Raw genomic sequence first — 22,288 nt, 5'->3', positions numbered from 1 at the left:
ATGATATAATAAATCGATTATTTAAAATGCGAAGGATGGCCTAATACATGAATAAAGATGAAATAAATAAATTGTTACGTGGTGACGATTATGATTTTAGTACAATCTCAGATGATGTAAAAAACGAATTCCTAGAAAAAAGTAAAGCCGAAGCTAATATAGAAGATACACACTATAATGAAGAAACAACAAAAGAAGTATCGTATAGTGAAGAGTCAGCAGAAGATGTAATGTCAGATAGAGAAGCCGTTTTTGCTTCGTTTGATAATGATTATTCTGCAGATGATATGATTGATGAAACATTGATGGCTGAACCAGATAAAAAAACAGCAAAGAAAAATAAAAAAGATGAAAAGAAAGCGTTGAAACAACGCGAAAAAGAATTAAAAACAGAATTAAAAGAAGTTAAGAAAGCTCGTAAAAGAAAGAGCGGCAACAAGCGATTTGTTAAATGGATTATTCTCTTGCTGCTATTAAGTCTAGTTGGTGGTCTGGGTGTTGCAGCTTACAATTTATATGCTAAAACGGATAAAGTCATTGCAAATGCCTTTAGACCGAGAGAAAATGCTTCTAAGTTAAATGAAAATATTGACCCACTTAAAGATCCAATTTCTATTTTAGTATTAGGAGTGGATAATGATGAAGAACGTGATTTAGGCTCAACACGTACGGATACAATGATGTTAATGACGGTTAATCCGTCACGTGAAAAAATCACAATGACGACTATCCCTAGAGATACCTATACACAAATCAACTCGCAAAACTTTGTCGGTAAAGCAAAAATCAACTCGGCATTTGCCTATGGCGGGATTGATTCGGCGGTTGATTCAGTTGAATACCTTTTTGCGGATAAAGATATTGATCCAAGTACAGGAGCGGCTGTGCCAGTCAATGTAACACCGATCAATTATTACATGACGGTCGATTTTAAAGCCTTTGAAGAAATCATTGATGCCTTAGGTGGCATTGAGCTTGATGTTCCTTATGACATTAGTGAAAACTATGAACATGACGATTACCTGCAAAATCCAGGTGCCATGATTATTCCTAAAGGGAAACAAGTTCTAAAAGGGAAAGACGCCCTAGTCTTCGCCCGTATCAGAAAAGTTGATGACGATATTAAACGTGGTGAGCGCCAACAACAAGTAGTTGCTGCAGCAGTTAAAAAAGCAACAAGCATTGGTTCTATTCCTAAATTACAAAAAATGGTTGAAGCAGTGGATGGTCATTTCACAACTGATATGGATATGACTGTCATGAAAAAAATTGCTGAATCAGGTTTAACGAAGAACTATAAAATTGAACCATACACGTTTGATTTCACGAATTTAGATTTAGAGGATGGCCAAGAAGCGATTGAATTAACGCCTGAAAGTTTGGCAGTTATTAAACATCGTATCCGTCTGAACTTAGGTTTAGACGAAGAAGATGCTGTGATGGATGCGGCAGACTTTAAAGTTAAGAGCTATGAAAATTCAGATGATGACACAACAGAAGTTTCTGACAAACAAAACTCAGAGACCGAATCATTTAACGGCAATACTACAACGAATGATTTAGTTCAATAGTGACGTTTTCGCAGATAGGTAATTGTCTATTGTGCAATTACCTATTTTGGTTTAAAAAGAAAGTATGAATGTTGTTTTTAACAGAAAAAGGTGGCGAAAAAATTGGTAGAAAATAACCAAGAAGTTAAAGTTCGTTTAGAAATGATTACAAAAGAATATGATCTATACAAAAAAAAATCAGATAAGGTTAAGGCTTTATTTAAGTTTTCAAATAAAGACATTCCCAATTTCTGGGCATTAAAAGGTGTCGACTTAACAGTTTATGCGGGTGAAAGTGTTGGGCTAATCGGTATCAATGGTTCGGGAAAATCAACATTGTCTAATATTTTGGCAGGAATTATTCCTCAAACATCAGGTGTTCTAGAAATTAATGGTGAAACCTCAATCATTGCTATTGGGGCAGGCTTAAAAGGACAACTGACAGGATTAGAAAACATTCGTTTGAAATGTTTAATGACCGGATTAACCAATGATGAAGTAGATGAAATCTTAGATGATATTATTTCATTTGCAGACCTAGGCGCTTTTATTAATCAACCAGTTAAAAACTATTCAAGTGGAATGAAGTCTAGGTTGGGGTTTGCCATCGCAGTCCACAATAACCCAGACATCCTAATCATTGATGAAGCATTATCAGTTGGGGATGAAACATTCTATCAAAAATGTGTGGATCGTATAGAGCAATTTAAAGCTGAAGGAAAGACAATCTTTTTTGTCAGTCATTCTTTAAAACAAATTGAAAACATTTGTGAAAAAGTTTTATGGATGCACTATGGTGATGTCAAAATGTATGGTGATACAGCTGAAGTTGTATCTGAGTATAAAAAGTTCATTTCTTGGTTCAAGAAATTAAGTGCTAAAGAAAAGAAAGACTACCAAAATGAATATAAAGAACGTCAGACGACTTTTAATGTTCAAAAATTAGCTGAAAAATCAGAAAAATTAGGTAAAGAGCCGGAAGTGTTAAGTGGGCCGCCAATTGGTAAAATGTCAGGACTAACCAAATTTATTCTATTATTTTCCATCTTAGCATTGTTATTTATGGGAGCGGTTAATATAAAAGGCCGATCTCTAACGTCGGTAATGAAAAATCCAACAATTTTATTGGAGAAATCAGTTCATTCTAAAAAATAAGTTAGTAGGAAAAGTAGGTGTATGAATGTCAGCAAAAACAACGATCAGTTCTTTACTAAAGAAAAGTTATATTTCTTTTGTGAAACTACTATCTGCTCCTAATGACTATTCTCCTACTAAAATTGTTTATTTTATGAGTTTTCAAAATAATGATGGCGGTTTGATTCGTGCCTTGGGTGAGTCCTATGGGAAAGAAAACATCTTGATTTGTTACAAGAAAAACTGTCAGTCAGAAGCCAATCAGTTTTCTGCTGCTGGCTACGCTATTCGTTCGCTAGAACCGAGTATCAACTTTTTCAGAAAAACACTTAAAGAAATTACTAGTGCTAAATGGATTATCTGCGATAACTACTTTCCAATTTTGGGTGGTTTGAATTTATCTGATGAAACTAACGTGATTCAAATTTGGCATGCTGTGGGTGCTGTTAAAAAGTTTGGTTGGGATGATCCCGCTACACTTTTAAGAAGTAAAGGAGATCAAGAGCGATTTTCTGAAGTATATAAACGCTTTGATTATTATGTCGTTAGTTCAGACCGGATGGCAGAGGTATTTAAAGCTAGCTATCATGCAACGGAAAGTCAAATGTTGAAATTTGGATTTCCCAGAGCGGATGAACTATTAAAAAATAGAGTAAATCACACAGGTGAAGTCAACGAATCCGATCAAATTTTATATGCGCCAACCTATCGAGAGAATAATAAAGTTATTATTGACACGCTGCAAACACTTAATGAATATGCTCGTTATTCAGAAGAAAAGGTCACTTATATATTGCATCCGGTTACTAAGTCTGAATTGTCAGAGTTGAAATCGTATGACAACTTGATAGAAGTGTCAGTGAATGACTCTGCTTATCAAGACATATACAAACAAGTAAGTTATTTAATCTCAGATTATTCATCGGTAATTTTTGATTACGCTTTATTAAACCCTAAAGGTAAAATTCAATTTTACTGGCCAGACTTTGATTCATATAATCAAAAAACTGGTATTCAAGAATCGTTTAAAGAAAGATACATGGCAGGGGCAGCTAAAACAACTGCCGATTTGCTCGAAGCTTTATCAAAGAAAGATACAATTGATTTGGACCAGTTAAATAACGAGTGGAATCAATACAATGATGGCCAAGCAATCACTCGTTTGGTTGAGTTTATAAAGTAAAAACATGAAAGTGGGGATGGTAATGGTAACTGAATATATCTTGGGCTTACCCGTTGATGTCATTACCCTCGACTCAATCATGGAAGAATTACCTGAACGCTTAGCGCAGGATGAAAAAACAATATACATGAGTATTAATCCACAAATAGCACTACACGCTCATAATTATCCGAAAATTGTCCAACTTGCTGAGGAGGCGAGCCATCGTATTCCAGATGGTATCGGTATCGTTAAGGCATCACAACGCCAGGGTGGTAACATTACTGAACGCGTTACAGGTATCGATTTGATGTTATCCTTGTTGGATTATGCCAATGAACAGCAAGAAAGTATTTTCTTATATGGTGCCAAGCCCGAAGTTAGTGAAAAACTAGTAGAAGTGATTACAACTGATTATCCGAACATTCATTTAGCAGGTGTAATTGATGGCTATACTGATATGTCAGATGCTCAGATTTGTGATAAAATAAATGAAGTAAAACCGACATTTGTTTTTGTTGCTTTAGGTTTTCCAAGGCAAGAACAATGGCTAGCAGCAAATTATAAAAAATGCGATGCAAAAGTTTTTCAAGACGTGGGTGGCAGTTTTGATGTCATCAGCGGTAGCGTGAAGCGTGCACCAGACTTCTTCGTCAAGACGAATTTAGAATGGCTGTACCGCTCGTGTAGTGATCCAAAGCGTCTTTACAGGATTGCAGAAATACCGAAATTTGTGTACCAAGCGAATAAGTGGTTTAAAAGTAATAAGAATGTCTAACAGAGATTAAAAAGGAGTTATGACTCGTGAATGATGTGAAATTAGTTTTACAAGAACAACTGAATAATATTGGGATAATTCGCCGGATTTCAAAATATGAAGAAAAAGCGACGTACCAAAGTCATTATCTTGGTTTAGTTTGGCAGTTTTTAAATCCTGCTATTCAAATCGGTATTTATTATTTAGTTTTTGGTTTGGGTGTTAACCAAGGTAAATCAGTAGATGGAGTACCATTTATCATCTGGATGTTAATTGGTATTACTGCTTGGTTCTTTATTAGTAGTTCGATCTTAGGGGCATCTAACAGCATATATAAGCAAGTGGGAATGGTTTCTAAAATGAAATTTCCTGTAAGTATCTTACCTTCTGTTAATATCAGTAGTAATTTTGTAAGTTACCGATCAATGATGCTTTTATTGTTAATTGCAATGTTCTTAGGTGGTGTTACGCCAAGTTTATATTGGTTACAATATTTTTATTATTTTATTTGCATGATTGCCTTTTTGTTTTCTTTTGGCATTCTAAACTCGACGATTACAGTTTTAATTCGTGATTATCACATTATGTTACAATCGATTATTCGTTTATTATTCTATTTATCAGGTCCAATTTGGAACATTGAAGCGATGGGACAATTTGCGGGTAAAGATTTAATACTTAGAATCATTCAATTGAATCCAATATACTATGTAATTGAAGGGTTCAGAGATACCTTCTTATCTCGCCAATGGTTCTGGGAACGTGGAAGTCAGACAATTTTCTTTTGGTTAGTTATCGTAATACTTCTGATATTAGGTTCACATTTGCATATGAAATTTAGAGCACGTTTTGTTGATTTCATTTAATAAATTCATTAAAATTGATAGGAGCACTTTATCATGAAAAAAGTTATTACTTACGGAACATTTGATTTATTACATAAAGGTCATGTGAATATTTTAAAACGCGCTAAAGAGCAAGGGGATCACCTAACTGTGGTGGTTTCTTCGGATGAGTTTAACGCATTAAAAGGGAAAAAAGCTTACACATCTTATGAAGATCGCAAATATATTTTAGAAGCGATTAAATATGTTGATGAAGTTTTACCTGAGCATACTTGGGAGCAAAAAATTGATGATGTTAAAAATAATAATATTGATGTTTTTGTTATGGGACATGATTGGGAAGGGAAATTTGACTTTTTAACAGATTATTGTGAAGTCTTATATTTACCAAGAACCGAGGGTGTTTCTACAACTAAAATTAAAGAGGATTTAAAAGAACAATTAAAATAAAAACTACTAGCCTAGCTAGTAGTTTTTTTATATGGTCCACAAATTGAAATGTCTAGTTTAAAAGGCTATAATTAAAAAGAAGAGAATAAGAAAGGTGGTTGTATTTTGAGCAAAATTAAAGTGATGACGGTTTTTGGAACGCGTCCTGAAGCAATCAAAATGGCACCATTAATTAAAGAATTAGAAAAGAATCAAGCCGATTTTGAATCGACTGTTGTTGTGACGGCGCAGCATCGTGAAATGCTAGATCAGGTCTTAGAAACGTTTGCCATCAAGCCTGATTTCGATTTGAATATTATGAAGGCGAATCAAAGTTTATCGGACATCACAAGTGTGATTTTGTTAGCTTTAGAAGATATTATTAAAGAAGTAAAACCAGATATAATTTTAGTCCATGGTGATACCACAACGACCTTTGCTGCAGGATTAGCGGCCTTTTACCAAAAAGTCAAAATTGGTCATGTTGAAGCCGGTTTAAGAACAGGCGATATTATGTCACCTTATCCTGAAGAGGCTAATCGTCGTCTAATCGATGTCTTGTCTGATTTATATTTTGCACCAACGACAGGAAGTCGTGATAATTTATTAGCGGAGAATGTTGCTTCCGAAAAAGTGATTGTGACGGGAAATACGGTTATCGATGCCTTGCAGTACACAATTAAGCAAGATTATAAAAATGCTGAGTTTGAATTGAATGATCCCGATCACCGTCTGGTTTTATTGACGATGCATCGCCGTGAAAATCAGGGGCAACCAATGATTGATGTCTTTAAGACTGTTAAAAAATTAGTTGAAGAGGACGAAGGGATTGAAGTAGTCTATCCTGTTCACTTAAGTCCGGTCGTGCAAGAGTTGGCTAAGGACTATCTTGGCGGACATTCAAGAATCCATTTAATTTCGCCATTAGATGTCTTAGATTTCCATAATATGATGAATCAAAGTTATTTAATTATGACCGATTCAGGTGGTGTACAAGAAGAAGCGCCATCCTTAGGGAAGCCAGTTTTAGTTTTACGCGATAACACGGAACGACCAGAAGGTGTTGAAGCAGGAACGCTTAAACTTGTAGGAACTAACCCTGATGCTGTTTATGATGCGACGAAAGCTTTATTGAATGATGAAGGGTTGTATGAACAAATGGCTAAAGCGGATAATCCATATGGAGATGGTCAGGCAAGTCGTCGTATTTTGGCGAGTGTTAAAAACTATTTTGAAAATAAATAAGTTGTTAAGCTTTTCAAAAGATTCTTAGCTAGACACAGTTCTATCACAATTCTATGGTTTAATTAATTCAAATCTAAAAAAAGGTGTTGAATTTAATTGTTCAAAAAAATTATGTTAACGTTAGTCGGGATCGTCGCAGTTGGGGCTGTTGCAGCTGGTGGATTCGGTGGAAAAGTTTATATGGATTTAAAAGGGATGGCAGGTTCGATTCAAGAAAAAGTTGAACGTGAAACTTCTGGTAAACGAAATGGCAAGGTTGATCTTAATGGTAAACAGTCATTTACAATGTTGTTGTTAGGAATTGATACTGGTGATTTAGGTCGAGTTGAGCAGGGACGTTCTGATACTATGATCGTTGCGACAGTAAATCCTAAAGAGGATAAAACAACTCTAACAAGTATTCCCCGTGATACTTATACAGAAATTATGGGTTACAACGGCAATCAGAAAGATAAAATCAACCACGCCTATGCCTATGGTGGTGCAGGGATGTCAATGGATACGGTTGAAAACTTATTAAATGTACCAATTGATTTCTATGTATCGATTAACATGGAAGGGTTAAAAGAGTTAGTAGATGCTGTAGGTGGGGTGACATTAAACAATACCCTTGAATTCACCCAAGATGGTCATTATTTCCCAGTGGGTCAAATTACTCTTGGTGGGGAAGAAGCTTTAGCTTATTCAAGAATGCGTCACGAAGATCCCAATGGTGATTATGGTCGCCAAGAACGTCAACGTTTAGTGATTACAAGTATTGTTAAATCAGCAATGAATGTTTCAACAATCACGAACTATAAAGATATTTTAGATAGCTTATCAGCTAATATGAAAACTGATTTAAGCTGGGATCAACTTCTGAAAATTCAAAAAAATTATAGTAGTAGCTTAGGAAATACAATTCAAGATAACTTAAAAGGTGAGGGCCAGATGTTAAATGGTGTGTCTTATCAAGTCGTGTCTGATGAAGAGGTTCAACGTGTTTCAACTGCTATTAATAATCAATTAAATTAAAAAGAGCCCTGACTTCAGGGCCCTTTTTTTATTTACATTAATTCAATTGTACTTGTTTCAGTGTAGTAGGCGCCGTGAATTTCAGTATATTTGTCGTAGCCTTTATGTTTGAATAATTTTAATTCAATTAAAGCTGACATGAATGTTGTGATTTCCTTTGCAGTTAAATCTTCACGAGCGATAGTTGGAGATAAAGTAGAGATGACGCCATTTGCGTCAAGAAATTCTAAATGTAGTTTCTTAATCATGGCGCACCCCCTCGGTTATCAGCGGTTGAATGCGTCGACGTGTGACTAGGACGACTGAATCAAAGCGATAGTCAGGGTCAGCTAATAATAATAGTAAGTCACCCAATTGTTCTAGTTGTTCATTAGTAGGGTGTTCAATTATGTCACTAAAATTTTCTTTAAAAAGCTTATCGTCAAAACTGTTGGAAAAATAACTTTCAATTTTATTACTTTCGATTTTATCCATTGTCTCACTCCTTTTAATTTAGTGGGCTAGCTAGCTGAGTTCATCTTATCTAATCCTTTGGAAATTAGCCAAAATAAAAATAGCCGATCAGATGCTAATTTAGCTGTTGAAATTCAGTTCCGAAAAAGTGATGCTAAAGATATATCGGGAAGGTTGTGAAAAAATGGAAAGAATCAATAAAACTCAATTTCTTGATTTATCAGTTGCCAGTAAACAGTTCAACCATTTTTCGGAAGCCCAAGTTGTCGGTTATAATCCATTATCATTTGAAACAAATTTTATGTTAGATCAATCAATCACGCTACATCAAACGTTGATTATTAATGACACTAATATTTACGCAAGTCCACACAAAGGGAAATGTTTACTAGCGGATTTAGATGGCGGCTGCTTGCACACACATAGTCAAAAGGAGCGCTTGTTAAATCGCACCTTAGGTTTTCGCTATCGCTATCCCTTAATGACATCTCAGGGAATCTTTAGTCCATTAGAAAAACATGTTTGGCAAAGTGGTATTTGGTTAAATATTATGCAAATAACAACGCTAAAAAGTTGCCATGATTCAGCAGATTGTGCAGTGACCTTTCGAAATGGTTATCAACTCCTCTTGCCAAAAAGTCTCCGCGCTATTAAAAGAAGTATTAAAAAAGATTTAGTTTATAGCTATGTGTATTTTTCGTTCTTTGAAAGACTATTGAGTGATGATTTAGGGGCGAGGCCTAAATATTCAAGTAAGGTCTCTGAAAAAGCAGCAGAGCTATCGCTAGTTATCCCCGTAGAAATGAATTTAAAAACATATGACAAAATGAAAGACGAATTGGAATATATCGTGACCCAAGATTATTTTAAACGGATGGGGCAACCAGAACTTTTAGAAGAAATGCAGCGATATAACTAAAAAAGGAAGCTAGATTATCTAGCTTCCTTTTCTTTTTAAGACTAATTTAGCCACAACTTCTGCGCGAGCAGTCTGTGGGAACATATCAACTGATTGGAGGTATTCAACTTGATAGCGTTGGCTTAGCTTGACTAAGTCACGTGCCAAAGTTGAAGGGTTACAAGAAACATAAACAAGCGTTTCCGTTGGGTAAGTGATTAAGGCATTGATTAAGTCATGGTCTAAGCCGGTACGTGGAGGATCCACCACAATGCCATCAGGTTTGAACCCAGAGCGTAACCAACTAGGTAATAACTCTTCAGCTGTGCCTACTTCGTAACGAGTATTTTTTAAGCCAAGACGTTCAGCGTTTAATTTTGCATCATCAATGGCTGCAGGAATGGTATCCATTCCACGAACTTCTTTAACATTCTTAGCAACACTTAAACCGATTGTACCAACGCCACAATAAGCATCAATAATTTTTTGGTTAGGTTGTGGGTTTAAAGCTTTACGAGCTTCACGGTATAAAAGCGCTGTTTGTTCTGGGTTTAACTGGAAAAAGGCACGAGCAGATAAGTCGAAGACTAAATCTTCAAGGTGTTCCTCGATACTTTCTTTTCCCCATAGGTGAACAGTTTCATCACCCATCACAAGTGATGTTTTTTTATTTTGAATATTTTGCATAACAGAAACAACTTGTGGAAGCTGTTCTTGAATTGCTGCAATTAGGGCTTGTTTTTTAGGTAACTTGGGACTGTTAGTGATGAAGACGACTTGGACTTCACCAGTCGCTAATCCTTCGCGAACCATAATGGTTTTAACAATTCCGCTATTATTTTTCTCGTCATAGATTGGTACGCCATATTCTTCTAAAAGACTAACAATTGTATTCAAGACAGTCATAGTTGCAGGCTGTTGGACAAGGCAGTCATCAATAGCAATGAGGTCGTGTGAGTCCGCTTTGTATAAACCAGCTTGAACTTTATCAGCTTTATTTTTTCTAATTTGGAATTGTAATTTATTTCTGTAACGCCAAGGATTTTCCATGCCGATAGTTGGCTTGTAAGAATAACTTTCAAAGTTCTCAGGTTTATATTTCGCCATAGCTTGTTTGACTACGTCTGTTTTGAAAGCGAGTTGTGAGTCGTAAGCTAAGTGTTGTAATTGGCAGCCACCACATTCGTCATAAACATCACAAGGCGGTTCAATCCGGTCTTTGGCTAAGGTGTTGATTTTAACTAGTTCCGCTTCTACAAAACGTGGAGCAATCTCAGTTACTTTTGCAGTCACTGTTTCAGTTGGCAAAGCACCTGGGACAAAGACAATTGTCTTTTTGAAATAGCCAATTCCTTCACCGTTAATTCCTAAGCGTTTGATTGGTAGGGTAATGGTTTGGCCTTTTTTTATCTTATGTTTGATTTCCATGGGAAGCTCCTTTAATCCGTAAATTGTCTTGTTTAGTTTAGCATATAATTTCAGATAAACCTAGGTTCAGAAAGCGGATTGGCTCCAGTTCTAAGGGGAATTATGGTATAGTTAATAAATAAATGTCTAGGAAGGAATGGTGGATTTAGTGGAAACAGTTAAAGGGTTATTGAAATTAAAAAACAACCTCTATAAAGTTAGCTTAACCTCAGGTAAGTCATTCCGAGTGTCAGAAGATGTTTTGGTCAGACGCCGTTTGCTTAAAGGGACAGAGTTGTCGGAAGAAGAAATTGCTGAGATTCAAAAACAAACGCAATTAGATCACGGCTATCAACAAGCCTTAAATTACTTGAGTTATCAATTACGTTCAGAAAAAGAAATCCATGATTACTTAGTGAAAAAAGAAATTGAGTTGCCAAGCCGTTTGGAAATCATTGAACGCTTAAAATCACTTAATTTAGTGGATGATTTAGTTTTTAGTGAAAGTTATATCCGCACGCAAGCGCGCTTGTCAGATAAAGGTCCGCGTGTTTTAAAAGATAAGTTGCGTCAAAAAGGGATTAAAGCGGATATTATTGAGCAAGCGTTAGAACAGTTTCCTTCTGATGAGCAAGAAGAAGTGGCTAAGATAGCTGCTCAAAAAGCGCTGAAAAAATACCAACGTCATAGTTTTGTCGAGCAACAACAAAAGATCAAACAATTATTAATGACCAAAGGTTTTTCTCCAGATGTGATCAGTTTAGCTATTCAAGACTTAGAGATGGAAAAAGATCCGGAAAGTGAAGTTGAGAAGTTAGCGGTATTAGGCGATAAATTATGGCGTAAAAACCAACGTCATGACCTGTCAAAAAGAAAACAGAAAGTCACGCAGAGTTTATATCAAAAAGGCTTTAATTTTGATGATATTCGTGCCTTTTTAAGTGAGAAAGAGATGGAAGATGAGTAAGCAAGCCAAACAAGTAGAGGTCACACCTGATTATTTAGCGGAGTGGAATGAACCACGTATTTTACAATTTCAAGATGATCTTGTTCACTGGTACAGTCAGCGTAAACGTGACTTGCCGTGGCGTTTAAACCAGGATCCTTATCGCATTTGGGTCTCAGAAATCATGTTGCAGCAGACCCAAGTGATTACCGTTATTCCATATTTTGAACGCTTTATGGAATGGTTTCCGACAATCAAAGATTTTGCTGAAGCACCGGAAGAACGTATTTTAAAAGCCTGGGAAGGACTAGGTTATTATTCTCGTGTGAGAAACATGCAGAAAGCTGCCCAAACTATTGTCAGTGACCACCAAGGTGAGATGCCGACTAATGTAGCAGATATCAGTGAACTAAAAGGGATTGGACCTTATACCACAGGAGCGATTGCTAGTATTGCCTTCGATATTCCAGAACCAGCCATTGATGGCAATGTCATGCGAGTCTATAGTCGCTTGTTTGAAGTGTCTGATGATATTGCTAAACCAAGTTCACGTAAAACTTTTGATAAGCTTGTCCGTGCCACTATTTCTCAAACCGATCCAAGTTCTTTTAACCAAGGACTAATGGATTTAGGGGCAACCATTTGTAAACCGACCTCGCCATTATGTGAAGAATGTCCGGTCAGAGAGTATTGCGCTAGTTTAGCAAAAAATACGGTGGGTCAATACCCAGTGAAAAGCAAGAAAGTCAAAGCGCGCCCAGTTTACTATCAAGCCCAAGTGATTCGAAACCAAAAGGGAGAATTGCTGATAGAACAACGCCCGTCAGAAGGCTTACTTGCAAACTTATGGCAGTTTCCATTAGTTGAAGTATCGGCTGATGAGTATAAAAAAGATTGGTCATCAGAAGCTTTGGCTTATGATCTCGTAGCGGAACCAGAACAGGCTTATCTTTCAGATGTGATTAATCAAGTTGTTTGGTTAGAAAAGCCTGTTGGTGAAGTCACTCATATCTTTAGTCATCTAAAATGGTTTATTCAAGTGACGTTCGGTGTCGTAAAAGACGCCGAAGAGCTTTGTTTAAAAGAGAACCAACGATGGGTAAAACCAATTGAAGTAGACTCATATCCTTTACCTAAGCCGCAAACTAAAATGTTAGAGTTACTGAAAAAAGAAAATATTATATAAAACAAACTTCTTTCACAGAGGTTTGTTTTTTTAATTGCTTATTTATAATGTTTTTATGTTTTTTTATGATATAATACTTACGATGCCGGTGTAATGTACACCCTAAAACGAAGCGCGAGACGTTTCAAAGAAAGTAGGGTCCCTATGCGTGTTCCTAGAGAAGGGGAATTCATAACCATTCAAAGCTATAAACACGATGGCAATTTACACAGAACATGGCGTGATACCATGGTTTTAAAAACAAGCGAACATTCACTGATTGGGGTGAATGATCATACCTTAGTAACTGAATCAGATGGCCGTCGTTGGGTAACCCGCGAACCAGCTATCGTCTTCTTTCATACGAAGTATTGGTTCAATATTATTGCGATGATTCGCGAAAAAGGTGTGTCGTATTACTGTAACTTAGCCTCACCATTTACGTTAGATGGCGAAGCGTTAAAATACATTGATTACGATTTAGACATTAAAGTCTTTCCTGATGGAGAAAAACGTTTGCTAGATGTGGATGAGTATGAAGATCACCGCAAGCAAATGGATTATCCTCCAGAAATTGATTTCATTTTAAAAGAGAATGTTAAAATTCTTGTGGATTGGATCAATGAAGGCAAAGGTCCGTTTTCACCTGAGTACGTTGAGCTTTGGTACGAACGCTATCAACAATTGTCACGTAAACAGTAGTTGGTTAATGAATTTCTTAAAACTACCATTCCAATTTGGGTGGTAGTTTTATTTTGTCTTAAGATATGAATTGAATCGAGCAAAAAAAATTAGAATAAAGTATAATAAAAGAAATATGAATTTATTTTCAGGAGGAATCTATTAGATGTTAGAAAAATTAAAACGTTCAAAGTTGTTATTTTGGTCGACTGAGTTATTAGTGATTGCGACTTTGATTTTAGTCTCAACTAAAATTGACTTTGTTTTCAAACCAATCGGGACATTCTTTTCAACGTTGTTTGCCCCAATCTTAATTGCTGGCTTTTTGTACTATATGTTAAATCCGTTAGTCCAGTTATTGATTAGCAAAGGGAAGTTTAAAAAGAATTATGCCGTAGCGACAGTGATGTTGATTTTGCTGGGAGCACTAATCTTCTTGCTATTCACAGTCTTGCCACAATTGGCAAAACAAGTGACAGCCTTAGCAAATAACTTACCAGAATTTGTCAAAGGAATGGAAGCTTGGGCAAAAGAGTTTATGTCTAAACCGATGTTCCAAGGGATTGATGTAGAAGAGTACATGTCGAAATTTGATATTTCTATGGGATCAGTTCTAAAAAGTATTGTAGATGGCTTATCATCAGGCATTGGTTCAGTAGTCTCATCAATTGCTAGTACAACGTTATTGGTTGTAACAGTGCCGTTCATTTTATTTTATATGTTGAAAGACGGACACCGTTTTATTCCTTCAATTCAACGTTATTTACCAGAGAAACAAAAACCAGAAATCATTAACTTATTACAAAAAATGAGCAATACGATTTCTTCTTATATCAGTGGACAAGCAATCGAATGTTTATTCGTTGCTGTGGCTACTTTTATTGGTTATCAATTAATTGGTGTAGAATACGCCTTCTTATTCGGTTGTATTGCCGGAGCAACAAATATGATTCCTTACTTAGGACCGTATATTGGTTTAGCCCCAGCGGTTTTAGTCACAGTCTTTGATTCGCCAATGACGGCGATTCTTGCGTGTGTGGTAGTGCTAATTGTGCAACAGGTAGATGGCAATATTATTTATCCGTTGGTAATTGGTAAGAGCTTAGATATTCATCCATTGACGATTATCTTAATTTTATTAGTAGCAGGTAATTTAGCTGGACTACTTGGTATGATCTTAGGGGTACCGTTCTACGCCGTCTGCAAAACAATCTTTATTCATGTCTTTGACATTATTCAATTGAATAAAAACGAAAAAAAGGTTTTGACAGAAAATAAAGAAAACTAGTTTGAATTTGTTTAATTAAACTAGTTATGATACGATTTTATCGTAAAAATTAAAAGAATCTCACATCGAAAAAACGAGTGAGTTATAAGGAGAGTAAAAGTTATGAACGCTGACCCAGATAGTCAGTCCTTGTTATTACAAATTTTATTATTAGTTGGGTTGACCTTGCTAAATGCCTTCTTTGCTGCCGCTGAAATTGCAGTCGTGTCATTGAATAAGAACCGAGTAGAGCAAAAAGCTGAACAAGGGGATAAAAAAGCCGCTCGTTTAGTTGCTTTGTTAGGTGACTCAAGTGGTTTCCTTTCGACAATCCAAGTTGGGATTACCTTAGTGAACATCTTAGCCGGTGCCTCACTTGCTGATTCCTTCGCCCAAAAGCTAGCGCCAGTCTTTGGTGATGCTACTTGGGGTGTTCAAGCTGCTAAAATTATTATTTTAATTATCCTGACCTATGTTTCAATTGTTTTTGGTGAGTTATATCCAAAACGGATTGCCTTAAACAAAACAGAGGAAGTGGCCCGCTTTGCCATTGGTCCAATTCAAGTGTTAGGTGTGATTGCAAAACCCTTCGTTTGGTTGCTATCAGCTTCAACTGATTTGTTAAGTAAATTAACACCAATGAAATTTGATGATAATGATAATAAGATGACCCGTGATGAAATGCGCTACATGTTAGAAAAAGAGGGTGTCTTAGAATCTGACGAATTGGAAATGGTTCAAGGGGTATTCTCACTTGATACAACTGTCGCTCGTGAAGTCATGGTACCAAGAACAGATGCTTTGATGATTGATTTAAATGATCCCATGTCTGAGAACTTAGACATTATTTTAAATAGTACCTTTTCTCGTATCCCCGTATATGATGATGACAAAGATAAAGTTATTGGTGTTCTTCACTTGAAACGTTTATTAAAAGAAGCCCACCAAAAAGGCTTCGATAAGATTGATTTATTAAGTATCTTGCAAGAACCATTATTTGTGCCTGAAACAATTTTTACAGATGATTTATTATATGAGTTGAAAAGAACGCAAAACGCCATGGCAATCTTACTTGATGAGTACGGTGGTATGGTTGGGATTGTGACGCTAGAAGACTTGTTAGAAGAAATCGTTGGGGAAATTGAAGATGAATCAGACCAAGTAGAATTACTTTATTCGCAAATTGAAGAGAATGTTTACTTCGTACAAGGTCGCATGTTGATCACTGAGTTCAATGAAATCTTTGATAAAGAGTTAGAGATGAACGATGTCGATACGATGGCAGGTTATTTAATCACCGCCTTAGGAACGATTCCTGATGAAGGCGAAAAGTTATCTTATACGCACCAAGGAGTGACCTTAGTTTCAGAAGAAATGGAAGGCTCACGGGTGCTCTTATTGAGAGTTATCTTTGATGACAATTATCAAGAAGAGACTGAGGAATAATAAGTTGGAAAGCACGGACTAACAGTCCGTGCTTTTTTCTGTATTCTGCCGTTTCTAATCGTTTGAAAAAGTGATATACTAAAACATGCAAATCATTACGAGTGTTATTTGATTAAGAACGTATTGGGAGCGGAAAGCTCATTAATTATTTATCATAAGTAGAACGATGAGAATATAAAAGAGACAAGGAGTTCATAGATGAGTACAAAATTAGAACAAGCTGTAGATAGTCGCCGTACCTTTGCGATTATTTCCCATCCCGATGCCGGGAAAACAACCATTACAGAGCAGTTGCTTTTATTTGGGGGAGCCATTCGCCAAGCGGGGACTGTTAAAGGTAAAAAAACAGGTAACTTTGCTAAGTCAGACTGGATGGAAATCGAGAAACAACGTGGGATTTCGGTTACTAGTTCGGTGATGCAATTTGACTATGATGACAAACGCGTTAACATTTTAGATACGCCAGGGCATGAGGATTTCTCTGAGGATACTTATCGTACTTTGATGGCGGTAGATGCTGCCGTGATGGTAGTGGATACTGCGAAAGGGATCGAAGCCCAAACAAAAAAACTTTTCCAAGTTTGTCGTATGCGCGGTATTCCCATCTTTACTTTTATGAATAAATTAGACCGAGATGGTCGTGAACCTTTAGATCTTTTAGCGGAGCTAGAAGAAGTCTTAGAAATTGAGTCTTATCCAATGAACTGGCCAATTGGTATGGGTAAAGGTTTAGAAGGATTATACGATGTTTACCACAAACGTGTAGAGTTACATCGTCCTGAAAAATATGGAGAAGAGCGTTTTATTCCTTTAAATGATGAAGGTGACATTCCAGCGGATCATCCATTACATCAAGATAATGTTTACACCCAAGCGATGGAAGATGTTGAACTTTTAACAGAAGCGGGTAACGAGTTCTCTGAGGAGAAAATTGCATCAGGTAAATTGACTCCAGTTTTCTTTGGTTCAGCCTTAACAAACTTTGGTGTCCAAACTTTCTTAGAAACATTCTTACAGTTTGCTCCAAAACCATCGGAACATAAAACGATGGCCGAAGAAACTGTTTCGCCATATGAAGAAGAATTCTCAGGTTTTGTTTTCAAAATCCAAGCTAACATGAATCCAGCTCACCGTGATAGAATTGCCTTTATCCGTGTTTGCTCAGGGACATTTGAACGTGGTATGGATGTGACCTTAGAAAGAACGGGTAAAAAGTTCAAGTTATCCAACTCAACGCAGTTTATGGCTGATAGCCGTGAAACGGTTGAAGAAGCCGTTGCTGGCGATATCATCGGGTTATATGATACTGGTAACTACCAAATTGGCGATACAATTTATTCAGGTAAAATGAAAGTAGCTTATGAAGAGTTGCCCCAATTCACCCCTGAACTATTTATGAAAGTCACAGCTAAAAATGTGATGAAACAAAAATCATTCCATAAAGGGATGGAACAATTAGTTCAAGAAGGTGCCATCCAATTGTATAAAACAATTCTGACTGAAGATTACATCATCGGTGCTGTTGGACAACTTCAATTTGAGGTCTTCCAACACAGAATGTTAAATGAATACAATACAGAAGTCATCTTAACACCAATGGGAACTAAGACAGCTCGTTGGATTGACCCTGAAGATCTAGATGAACGCATGAGTTCATCACGAAATATTTTAGTAAAAGATAGATTTGATCAACCATTATTCTTATTCGAAAACCGTTTTGCTATGAACTGGTTTGCTGATAAGTATCCAGATGTTGAATTAAAAGCTTTACTATAGAAGACAAATAAAAAAAGAAGTCGTCGCAAATCGCGGCGGCTTCTTTTTTACATAGCAGATGAGACATTTTGTTTAATGGGGATAGAAATTTCAATAGCACCAGGTATTTCTATTTTATCCATTAATTTTTGATCTTCAGAATTTTTGACAAGTCGTTTTAGAACGATTTCTAATTCTGTTGGTGAAATATTTCGATCGCGATTGCGAATTAATATTTCTTTGTGATCAGGAGCTTCAGTATAAACAACAGATGATTTTCCTAGGGTGTAAACTTTAACAAAGGTCGCATCAGTATTGTTTAACTGTTGGTTGACTAAATCGGCATAACTATTTGTAACATCGATCAATTTCATCCTATTCACCTCATGTTATGAGCAGGTTGATTTGGTATCGATACACAATCCGCTCAGTTATTATTTTCTTCACCTTCAGTATACTCGGACTATGATAAAAAGCAAAGGAAAGCGCTTGCATTTTAGTTATTTTATTTAACTAATTATTAATGAAACAAAGCGGTGTGTTAAACTAGATGTAAATCTATCAAGAAGGTGGGTGATGACAATAGATTATCAAGTTGAAATTAATAAATTAAAAGCTGGCGAAATTGAAAAATTAGTCGTTGAGAGAGATGATTTTTTTGAGTTTCGAGAGGTCTGGTTGAAAGATTCTAATCGTGATGCCATTATTGGTGAAGCAAGTCTCGGTGGTAGCGTTATCTATACCTATCAACAATCAGTAGAATAAGCTATCATAACAATGTTTCAAGGGATAAAATTAGAGAATATAAAATTCTTGTAAGAAGATTAAAAAAGTGGTAATCTGTATGGGAGACGGAGTTTGAAAACCTATTCATAAAATAGGCAAACGTCCGAACCAAATTAAAAACATATTTAAAGGAGACTATCTATCATGGAAACAAAAAACTTTAACATTATTGCAGAAACAGGAATTCACGCTCGTCCAGCTACTTTATTAGTACAAGCTGCAAGCAAATTTGAATCAGATATCAACTTAGAATACAAAGGTAAATCAGTTAACCTTAAATCAATCATGGGCGTTATGTCTTTAGGTGTTGGCCAAGGTGCTGACGTTGTCATTACTGCTGAAGGTGCAGATGCTGCTGAAGCAATTGCTGCTATCACAGAAACAATGACTAAAGAAGGTTTGTCTGCCTAATGTCAGAGTTATTAAAAGGTATTGCAGCAAGTGATGGCGTAGCGGTTGCCAAAACTTACATGTTAGTACAACCAGATTTATCATTCGAGAAAAAAACCGTTGAAGATTCAGAAGGTGAAGTAGCTCGTCTTGCTGACGCGCTTGCTAAAGCAACTGAAGAATTACAAGCTATTCGTAATAAAGCAGCCGAAACTTTAGGTGAAGAAGAAGCGCAAGTTTTCGATGCTCACTTAATGGTTTTAGCTGATCCAGAATTAGTTGGTGCCATCGAATCAAGTATTCGTGACAACAAAGCTAATGCTGAAGCTGGCTTAAAAGAAGTAACTGATATGTTCATCGGGATGTTCGAAGGCATGGTGGATAATCCATACATGCAAGAACGTGCGGCGGATATTAAAGATGTTACAAAACGTGTGTTAAGCCACTTGTTAGGTGTTAAATTACCTAACCCTTCAATGATCAACGAAGAAGTGGTCGTTGTAGCGCATGACTTAACACCAAGTGATACAGCTCAATTAGACCGTCGTTATGTGAAAGCCTTTGTAACAAACATTGGTGGACGTACATCTCACTCGGCTATTATGGCTCGTTCATTAGAAATTCCAGCCATCGTTGGGACTATGACAATCACTGATAAAGTAACTGAAGGCACGATGCTGGCAGTTAATGGTATCAATGGTGAAGTCTTTGTAGATCCAACTGATGCTGAAAAAGAAGCAGTTACGACTGTTGGTAAAGAGTATGCTGATCAAAAAGCTGAATGGGACAAGCTGAAAGATGCTTCGACTGTAACAGCTGATGGTAAACATATTGAATTAGCAGCTAATATTGGAACACCTAAAGATTTAGAAGGTGTTAACAATAACGGTGGTGAAGGAATCGGTTTATACCGTACTGAATTCTTATACATGGATTCACCTGACTTCCCAACTGAAGAGGCTCAATATGAAGCATATAAAGCGGTTCTTGAAGGAATGGGCGATCGTCCAGTCGTTGTTCGTACAATGGACATCGGTGGCGATAAAGAGTTACCATACTTACAATTACCACATGAAATGAATCCATTCTTAGGTTACCGTGCGATTCGTATTTGTTTAGCTGAAGATCAAATGTTCCGTACACAATTACGTGCGTTATTACGTTCGTCTGTACACGGAAAATTACGTATCATGTTCCCAATGATTGCGACGCTTCAAGAGTTTAGAGATGCGAAAGCAATGTTAATGGAAGAAAAAGCTAAATTGGTAGCAGAAGGCATTGAAGTATCAGATGAAATTCAAGTAGGTATCATGGTTGAAATTCCAGCTGCGGCTGTGATTGCTGACCGTTTCGCTAAAGAAGTTGACTTCTTCAGTGTTGGTACTAATGATTTAATCCAATACACAATGGCTGCTGACCGTATGAACGAACGCGTTTCATACTTATACCAACCATATAACCCAGCAATCTTACGTTTACTTAAAAACGTGATTGATTCAGCTCATGCTGAAGGTAAATGGGCAGGTATGTGTGGTGAGATGGCCGGCGATCAAACAGCGGTTCCGTTGTTAGTTGGTCTTGGTCTTGATGAGTTCTCAATGAGCGCAACAAGCATCTTGAAAACACGTAGCTTAATGAAAAAATTAGATACAGCTAAAATGGCTGAACTTGCTAACAAAGCAATCACAGAATGTGATACTGCTGAGGAAGTAGTCGCTTTAGTAGCTGAATATACTAAATAATTAGTTGAAAGACTGGCGCTTGCGCTAGTCTTTTTTTATTTAACCAGGGTAATGAATGAAAAGGATGGATAAACGCATAGACCTTTCAGAATATGTTATAATACTTAAGTTAAAGTTCAGACCTTAGGTGGAGTTACCTAAGATGAGATTGTGATATAGTATAAAAAGATTTGTGGGTTGGAATTGCTTTAGGAGGCATTGAGATGAAAGTTCTTTTATATTTTGAAGGTGAAAAATTGTTAGCTAAGTCTGGTATTGGTCGAGCATTAGAGCACCAAAAACGGGCGTTAACAGATGTGGGGATTGACTATACAACGGATCCTAGTTGTACAGATTATGACGTCATTCATTTAAATACTTATGGCTTGAAGAGTCGTTGGATGGCTAATCGTGCTAAAAAAGCCGGTAAGAAAATTGTTTACCACGCTCATTCCACTGAAGAAGACTTTCGTAATTCCTTTATTGGTTCCAATCAATTAGCGCCATTAGTGAAGAAAAATCTAGTGAGTTTATATGGAAAAGCGGACTATTTAATTACGCCAACTGAGTATTCAAAAAACTTGTTGGAAAGTTACGGTTTAAAAGGACCAATTAAAGCTATTTCCAATGGTGTTGATTTAGAAAAGTATCAACCTAGTGAAGAAAAAGAAGCGCAATTTAAAGAGTACTTCAAGATTCAACCAACAGAGAAGATTATCATCTGTGTCGGATTATTTTTTGAACGAAAGGGACTAAAAGATTTTGTGGCACTAGCAGAAGCTTGCCCAGACTATCGTTTCATTTGGTTTGGTCATACACCACTAGCGTCAATTCCTCGCGATATTCGCCAGATTGTTACGGGGGCCCACCCTTCAAATTGTGAGTTTCCAGGTTATATCAAAGGGGACATTATCGAAGGTGCTTTTTCTGGTGCCGATTTATTCTTCTTCCCTTCTTATGAAGAAACCGAAGGCATTGTCGTCTTAGAAGCTTTAGCTAGTCATCAAAATGTATTGGTTAGAGATATTCCAGTTTATGACGGTTGGTTGCAAGATAAAGTAAATTGTTATAAAGGAACAAGTAATCAAGAATTTGAAGCTTGTATTAAAGGGATTTTGGAAGGGACATTACCAGAGTTAAAAGAAAATGGCTTCCAAGTAGCCGAAAACAAAAGTATTAAAACGATTGGTGAAGAGTTGCAAGCTGTTTATGAAACAGTTTTAAACTAATCAAATGA

General features: G+C 36.6%; 23 protein-coding genes. 19 read left to right on the top strand and 4 right to left on the bottom strand.

Annotated elements, in window-relative coordinates:
- Positions 1 to 47: 47 nt before the first annotated feature.
- From G7081_RS00375 to G7081_RS00340, 8 genes are all read left to right on the top strand, one after another.
- On the top strand, positions 48 to 1,571 hold the full coding sequence (locus G7081_RS00375; protein ID WP_166006353.1) for an LCP family protein: 1,524 nt from the start codon (positions 48 to 50) through the stop codon (positions 1,569 to 1,571).
- Positions 1,572 to 1,673: 102 nt separating this feature from the next.
- Entirely contained in the window at positions 1,674 to 2,705 is a 1,032-nt protein-coding gene (locus G7081_RS00370; RefSeq protein WP_420824504.1) for an ABC transporter ATP-binding protein, read from the top strand.
- A gap of 25 nt (positions 2,706 to 2,730) precedes the next feature.
- Positions 2,731 to 3,867 (top strand): CDP-glycerol glycerophosphotransferase family protein, encoded by a 1,137-nt coding sequence (locus tag G7081_RS00365; protein WP_166006351.1) that lies wholly within the window; start codon positions 2,731 to 2,733, stop codon positions 3,865 to 3,867.
- A gap of 22 nt (positions 3,868 to 3,889) precedes the next feature.
- The gene (locus G7081_RS00360; protein WP_166008349.1) at positions 3,890 to 4,624 is read left to right on the top strand and encodes a WecB/TagA/CpsF family glycosyltransferase; all 735 of its coding nucleotides are present in this window, start codon (positions 3,890 to 3,892) and stop codon (positions 4,622 to 4,624) included.
- Positions 4,625 to 4,650: 26 nt separating this feature from the next.
- Positions 4,651 to 5,469, top strand: a complete 819-nt coding sequence (locus G7081_RS00355) for an ABC transporter permease (RefSeq protein WP_166006349.1) — start codon at positions 4,651 to 4,653, stop codon at positions 5,467 to 5,469.
- Positions 5,470 to 5,502: 33 nt separating this feature from the next.
- Entirely contained in the window at positions 5,503 to 5,898 is a 396-nt protein-coding gene (gene tagD, locus G7081_RS00350) for a glycerol-3-phosphate cytidylyltransferase (protein WP_166006347.1), read from the top strand.
- A 105-nt stretch (positions 5,899 to 6,003) separates the two neighbouring features.
- Entirely contained in the window at positions 6,004 to 7,122 is a 1,119-nt protein-coding gene (gene wecB, locus G7081_RS00345; protein WP_166006345.1) for a non-hydrolyzing UDP-N-acetylglucosamine 2-epimerase, read from the top strand.
- Positions 7,123 to 7,233: 111 nt separating this feature from the next.
- Positions 7,234 to 8,136, top strand: coding sequence for an LCP family glycopolymer transferase (locus G7081_RS00340; protein WP_166008348.1), 903 nt, complete (start codon positions 7,234 to 7,236; stop codon positions 8,134 to 8,136).
- Between the two features lie 32 nt (positions 8,137 to 8,168).
- Here the strand turns inward: G7081_RS00340 and G7081_RS00335 are convergent, their stop codons facing one another.
- Positions 8,169 to 8,384 carry a DUF2922 domain-containing protein gene (locus G7081_RS00335; protein WP_166006343.1) on the bottom strand — a complete coding sequence of 72 codons (216 nt, stop codon included), beginning with the start codon at positions 8,382 to 8,384 and terminating at the stop codon, positions 8,169 to 8,171.
- Complete coding sequence (locus G7081_RS00330; protein ID WP_166006341.1) at positions 8,377 to 8,610, bottom strand: hypothetical protein; 234 nt, start codon at positions 8,608 to 8,610, stop codon at positions 8,377 to 8,379. Before G7081_RS00330 ends, G7081_RS00335 begins: the two co-directional genes overlap by 8 nt.
- A gap of 163 nt (positions 8,611 to 8,773) precedes the next feature.
- Here G7081_RS00330 and G7081_RS00325 point away from each other — a divergent pair, with 163 nt between their 5' ends.
- A complete protein-coding gene (locus G7081_RS00325; protein WP_166006339.1) occupies positions 8,774 to 9,508 on the top strand; it encodes a hypothetical protein in 735 nt (244 codons plus the stop codon).
- 18 nt (positions 9,509 to 9,526) lie between these two features.
- On the opposite strand, the gene rlmD is transcribed toward G7081_RS00325, so the two are convergent.
- Positions 9,527 to 10,915, bottom strand: coding sequence for a 23S rRNA (uracil(1939)-C(5))-methyltransferase RlmD (gene rlmD, locus G7081_RS00320; RefSeq protein WP_166006337.1), 1,389 nt, complete (start codon positions 10,913 to 10,915; stop codon positions 9,527 to 9,529).
- A gap of 148 nt (positions 10,916 to 11,063) precedes the next feature.
- On the opposite strand from rlmD, the gene recX reads away from it, so the two are divergent.
- From recX to G7081_RS00290, 6 genes are all read left to right on the top strand, one after another.
- Complete coding sequence (gene recX, locus G7081_RS00315; protein ID WP_420824503.1) at positions 11,064 to 11,861, top strand: recombination regulator RecX; 798 nt, start codon at positions 11,064 to 11,066, stop codon at positions 11,859 to 11,861.
- Positions 11,854 to 13,026 carry an A/G-specific adenine glycosylase gene (mutY, locus tag G7081_RS00310; protein WP_166006333.1) on the top strand — a complete coding sequence of 391 codons (1,173 nt, stop codon included), beginning with the start codon at positions 11,854 to 11,856 and terminating at the stop codon, positions 13,024 to 13,026. The genes recX and mutY overlap by 8 nt, the downstream gene beginning before the upstream one ends.
- Before the next feature lie 144 nt (positions 13,027 to 13,170).
- Positions 13,171 to 13,707, top strand: coding sequence for a nucleoside tri-diphosphate phosphatase (gene ntdP / locus G7081_RS00305; RefSeq protein ID WP_166006330.1), 537 nt, complete (start codon positions 13,171 to 13,173; stop codon positions 13,705 to 13,707).
- 145 nt (positions 13,708 to 13,852) lie between these two features.
- Positions 13,853 to 14,974 (top strand): AI-2E family transporter, encoded by a 1,122-nt coding sequence (locus G7081_RS00300; RefSeq protein WP_166006328.1) that lies wholly within the window; start codon positions 13,853 to 13,855, stop codon positions 14,972 to 14,974.
- Between the two features lie 102 nt (positions 14,975 to 15,076).
- Complete coding sequence (locus tag G7081_RS00295; RefSeq protein WP_166006326.1) at positions 15,077 to 16,399, top strand: hemolysin family protein; 1,323 nt, start codon at positions 15,077 to 15,079, stop codon at positions 16,397 to 16,399.
- A 198-nt stretch (positions 16,400 to 16,597) separates the two neighbouring features.
- A complete protein-coding gene (locus G7081_RS00290; protein WP_166006324.1) occupies positions 16,598 to 18,175 on the top strand; it encodes a peptide chain release factor 3 in 1,578 nt (525 codons plus the stop codon).
- 47 nt (positions 18,176 to 18,222) lie between these two features.
- Here the strand turns inward: G7081_RS00290 and G7081_RS00285 are convergent, their stop codons facing one another.
- Positions 18,223 to 18,528: a DUF1827 family protein gene (locus G7081_RS00285; RefSeq protein WP_166006322.1), complete on the bottom strand. Its 306-nt coding sequence runs from the start codon at positions 18,526 to 18,528 to the stop codon at positions 18,223 to 18,225.
- Between the two features lie 202 nt (positions 18,529 to 18,730).
- On the opposite strand from G7081_RS00285, the gene G7081_RS00280 reads away from it, so the two are divergent.
- From G7081_RS00280 to G7081_RS00265, 4 genes are all read left to right on the top strand, one after another.
- Positions 18,731 to 18,919: a hypothetical protein gene (locus tag G7081_RS00280; RefSeq protein WP_166006320.1), complete on the top strand. Its 189-nt coding sequence runs from the start codon at positions 18,731 to 18,733 to the stop codon at positions 18,917 to 18,919.
- 165 nt (positions 18,920 to 19,084) lie between these two features.
- Complete coding sequence (locus tag G7081_RS00275) at positions 19,085 to 19,351, top strand: phosphocarrier protein HPr (RefSeq protein WP_166006318.1); 267 nt, start codon at positions 19,085 to 19,087, stop codon at positions 19,349 to 19,351.
- The gene (ptsP, locus tag G7081_RS00270) at positions 19,351 to 21,072 is read left to right on the top strand and encodes a phosphoenolpyruvate--protein phosphotransferase (RefSeq protein ID WP_166006316.1); all 1,722 of its coding nucleotides are present in this window, start codon (positions 19,351 to 19,353) and stop codon (positions 21,070 to 21,072) included. Before G7081_RS00275 ends, ptsP begins: the two co-directional genes overlap by 1 nt.
- Positions 21,073 to 21,275: 203 nt before the next feature.
- Positions 21,276 to 22,280, top strand: a complete 1,005-nt coding sequence (locus G7081_RS00265; protein ID WP_166006314.1) for an LTA glycolipid anchor biosynthesis glycosyltransferase, IagA/BgsA family — start codon at positions 21,276 to 21,278, stop codon at positions 22,278 to 22,280.
- The last annotated feature ends 8 nt before the right edge of the window (positions 22,281 to 22,288 follow it).

Source organism: Vagococcus coleopterorum, assembly GCF_011303955.1.
GTDB lineage: Bacteria > Bacillota > Bacilli > Lactobacillales > Vagococcaceae > Vagococcus_D > Vagococcus_D coleopterorum.
Note: the sequence above shows the minus strand (reverse complement) of the source record. Positions and strands in the feature narration are given on the sequence as shown.

What these genes read in the sequence shown, in the direction of transcription:
- mutY (WP_166006333.1), top strand. Translation starts at nt 11,854, where the DNA reads ATGAGTAAGCAAGCCAAACAAGTAGAGGTCACACCTGATTATTTAGCG.
- rlmD (WP_166006337.1), bottom strand. Translation starts at nt 10,915, where the DNA reads ATGGAAATCAAACATAAGATAAAAAAAGGCCAAACCATTACCCTACCA.
- G7081_RS00285 (WP_166006322.1), bottom strand. Translation starts at nt 18,528, where the DNA reads ATGAAATTGATCGATGTTACAAATAGTTATGCCGATTTAGTCAACCAA.
- G7081_RS00290 (WP_166006324.1), top strand. Translation starts at nt 16,598, where the DNA reads ATGAGTACAAAATTAGAACAAGCTGTAGATAGTCGCCGTACCTTTGCG.
- G7081_RS00265 (WP_166006314.1), top strand. Translation starts at nt 21,276, where the DNA reads ATGAAAGTTCTTTTATATTTTGAAGGTGAAAAATTGTTAGCTAAGTCT.
- G7081_RS00280 (WP_166006320.1), top strand. Translation starts at nt 18,731, where the DNA reads ATGACAATAGATTATCAAGTTGAAATTAATAAATTAAAAGCTGGCGAA.
- G7081_RS00365 (WP_166006351.1), top strand. Translation starts at nt 2,731, where the DNA reads ATGTCAGCAAAAACAACGATCAGTTCTTTACTAAAGAAAAGTTATATT.
- tagD (WP_166006347.1), top strand. Translation starts at nt 5,503, where the DNA reads ATGAAAAAAGTTATTACTTACGGAACATTTGATTTATTACATAAAGGT.
- ptsP (WP_166006316.1), top strand. Translation starts at nt 19,351, where the DNA reads ATGTCAGAGTTATTAAAAGGTATTGCAGCAAGTGATGGCGTAGCGGTT.
- G7081_RS00295 (WP_166006326.1), top strand. Translation starts at nt 15,077, where the DNA reads ATGAACGCTGACCCAGATAGTCAGTCCTTGTTATTACAAATTTTATTA.
- ntdP (WP_166006330.1), top strand. Translation starts at nt 13,171, where the DNA reads ATGCGTGTTCCTAGAGAAGGGGAATTCATAACCATTCAAAGCTATAAA.
- G7081_RS00335 (WP_166006343.1), bottom strand. Translation starts at nt 8,384, where the DNA reads ATGATTAAGAAACTACATTTAGAATTTCTTGACGCAAATGGCGTCATC.
- G7081_RS00275 (WP_166006318.1), top strand. Translation starts at nt 19,085, where the DNA reads ATGGAAACAAAAAACTTTAACATTATTGCAGAAACAGGAATTCACGCT.
- G7081_RS00375 (WP_166006353.1), top strand. Translation starts at nt 48, where the DNA reads ATGAATAAAGATGAAATAAATAAATTGTTACGTGGTGACGATTATGAT.
- G7081_RS00360 (WP_166008349.1), top strand. Translation starts at nt 3,890, where the DNA reads ATGGTAACTGAATATATCTTGGGCTTACCCGTTGATGTCATTACCCTC.
- G7081_RS00300 (WP_166006328.1), top strand. Translation starts at nt 13,853, where the DNA reads ATGTTAGAAAAATTAAAACGTTCAAAGTTGTTATTTTGGTCGACTGAG.
- G7081_RS00340 (WP_166008348.1), top strand. Translation starts at nt 7,234, where the DNA reads ATGTTAACGTTAGTCGGGATCGTCGCAGTTGGGGCTGTTGCAGCTGGT.
- G7081_RS00330 (WP_166006341.1), bottom strand. Translation starts at nt 8,610, where the DNA reads ATGGATAAAATCGAAAGTAATAAAATTGAAAGTTATTTTTCCAACAGT.
- G7081_RS00325 (WP_166006339.1), top strand. Translation starts at nt 8,774, where the DNA reads ATGGAAAGAATCAATAAAACTCAATTTCTTGATTTATCAGTTGCCAGT.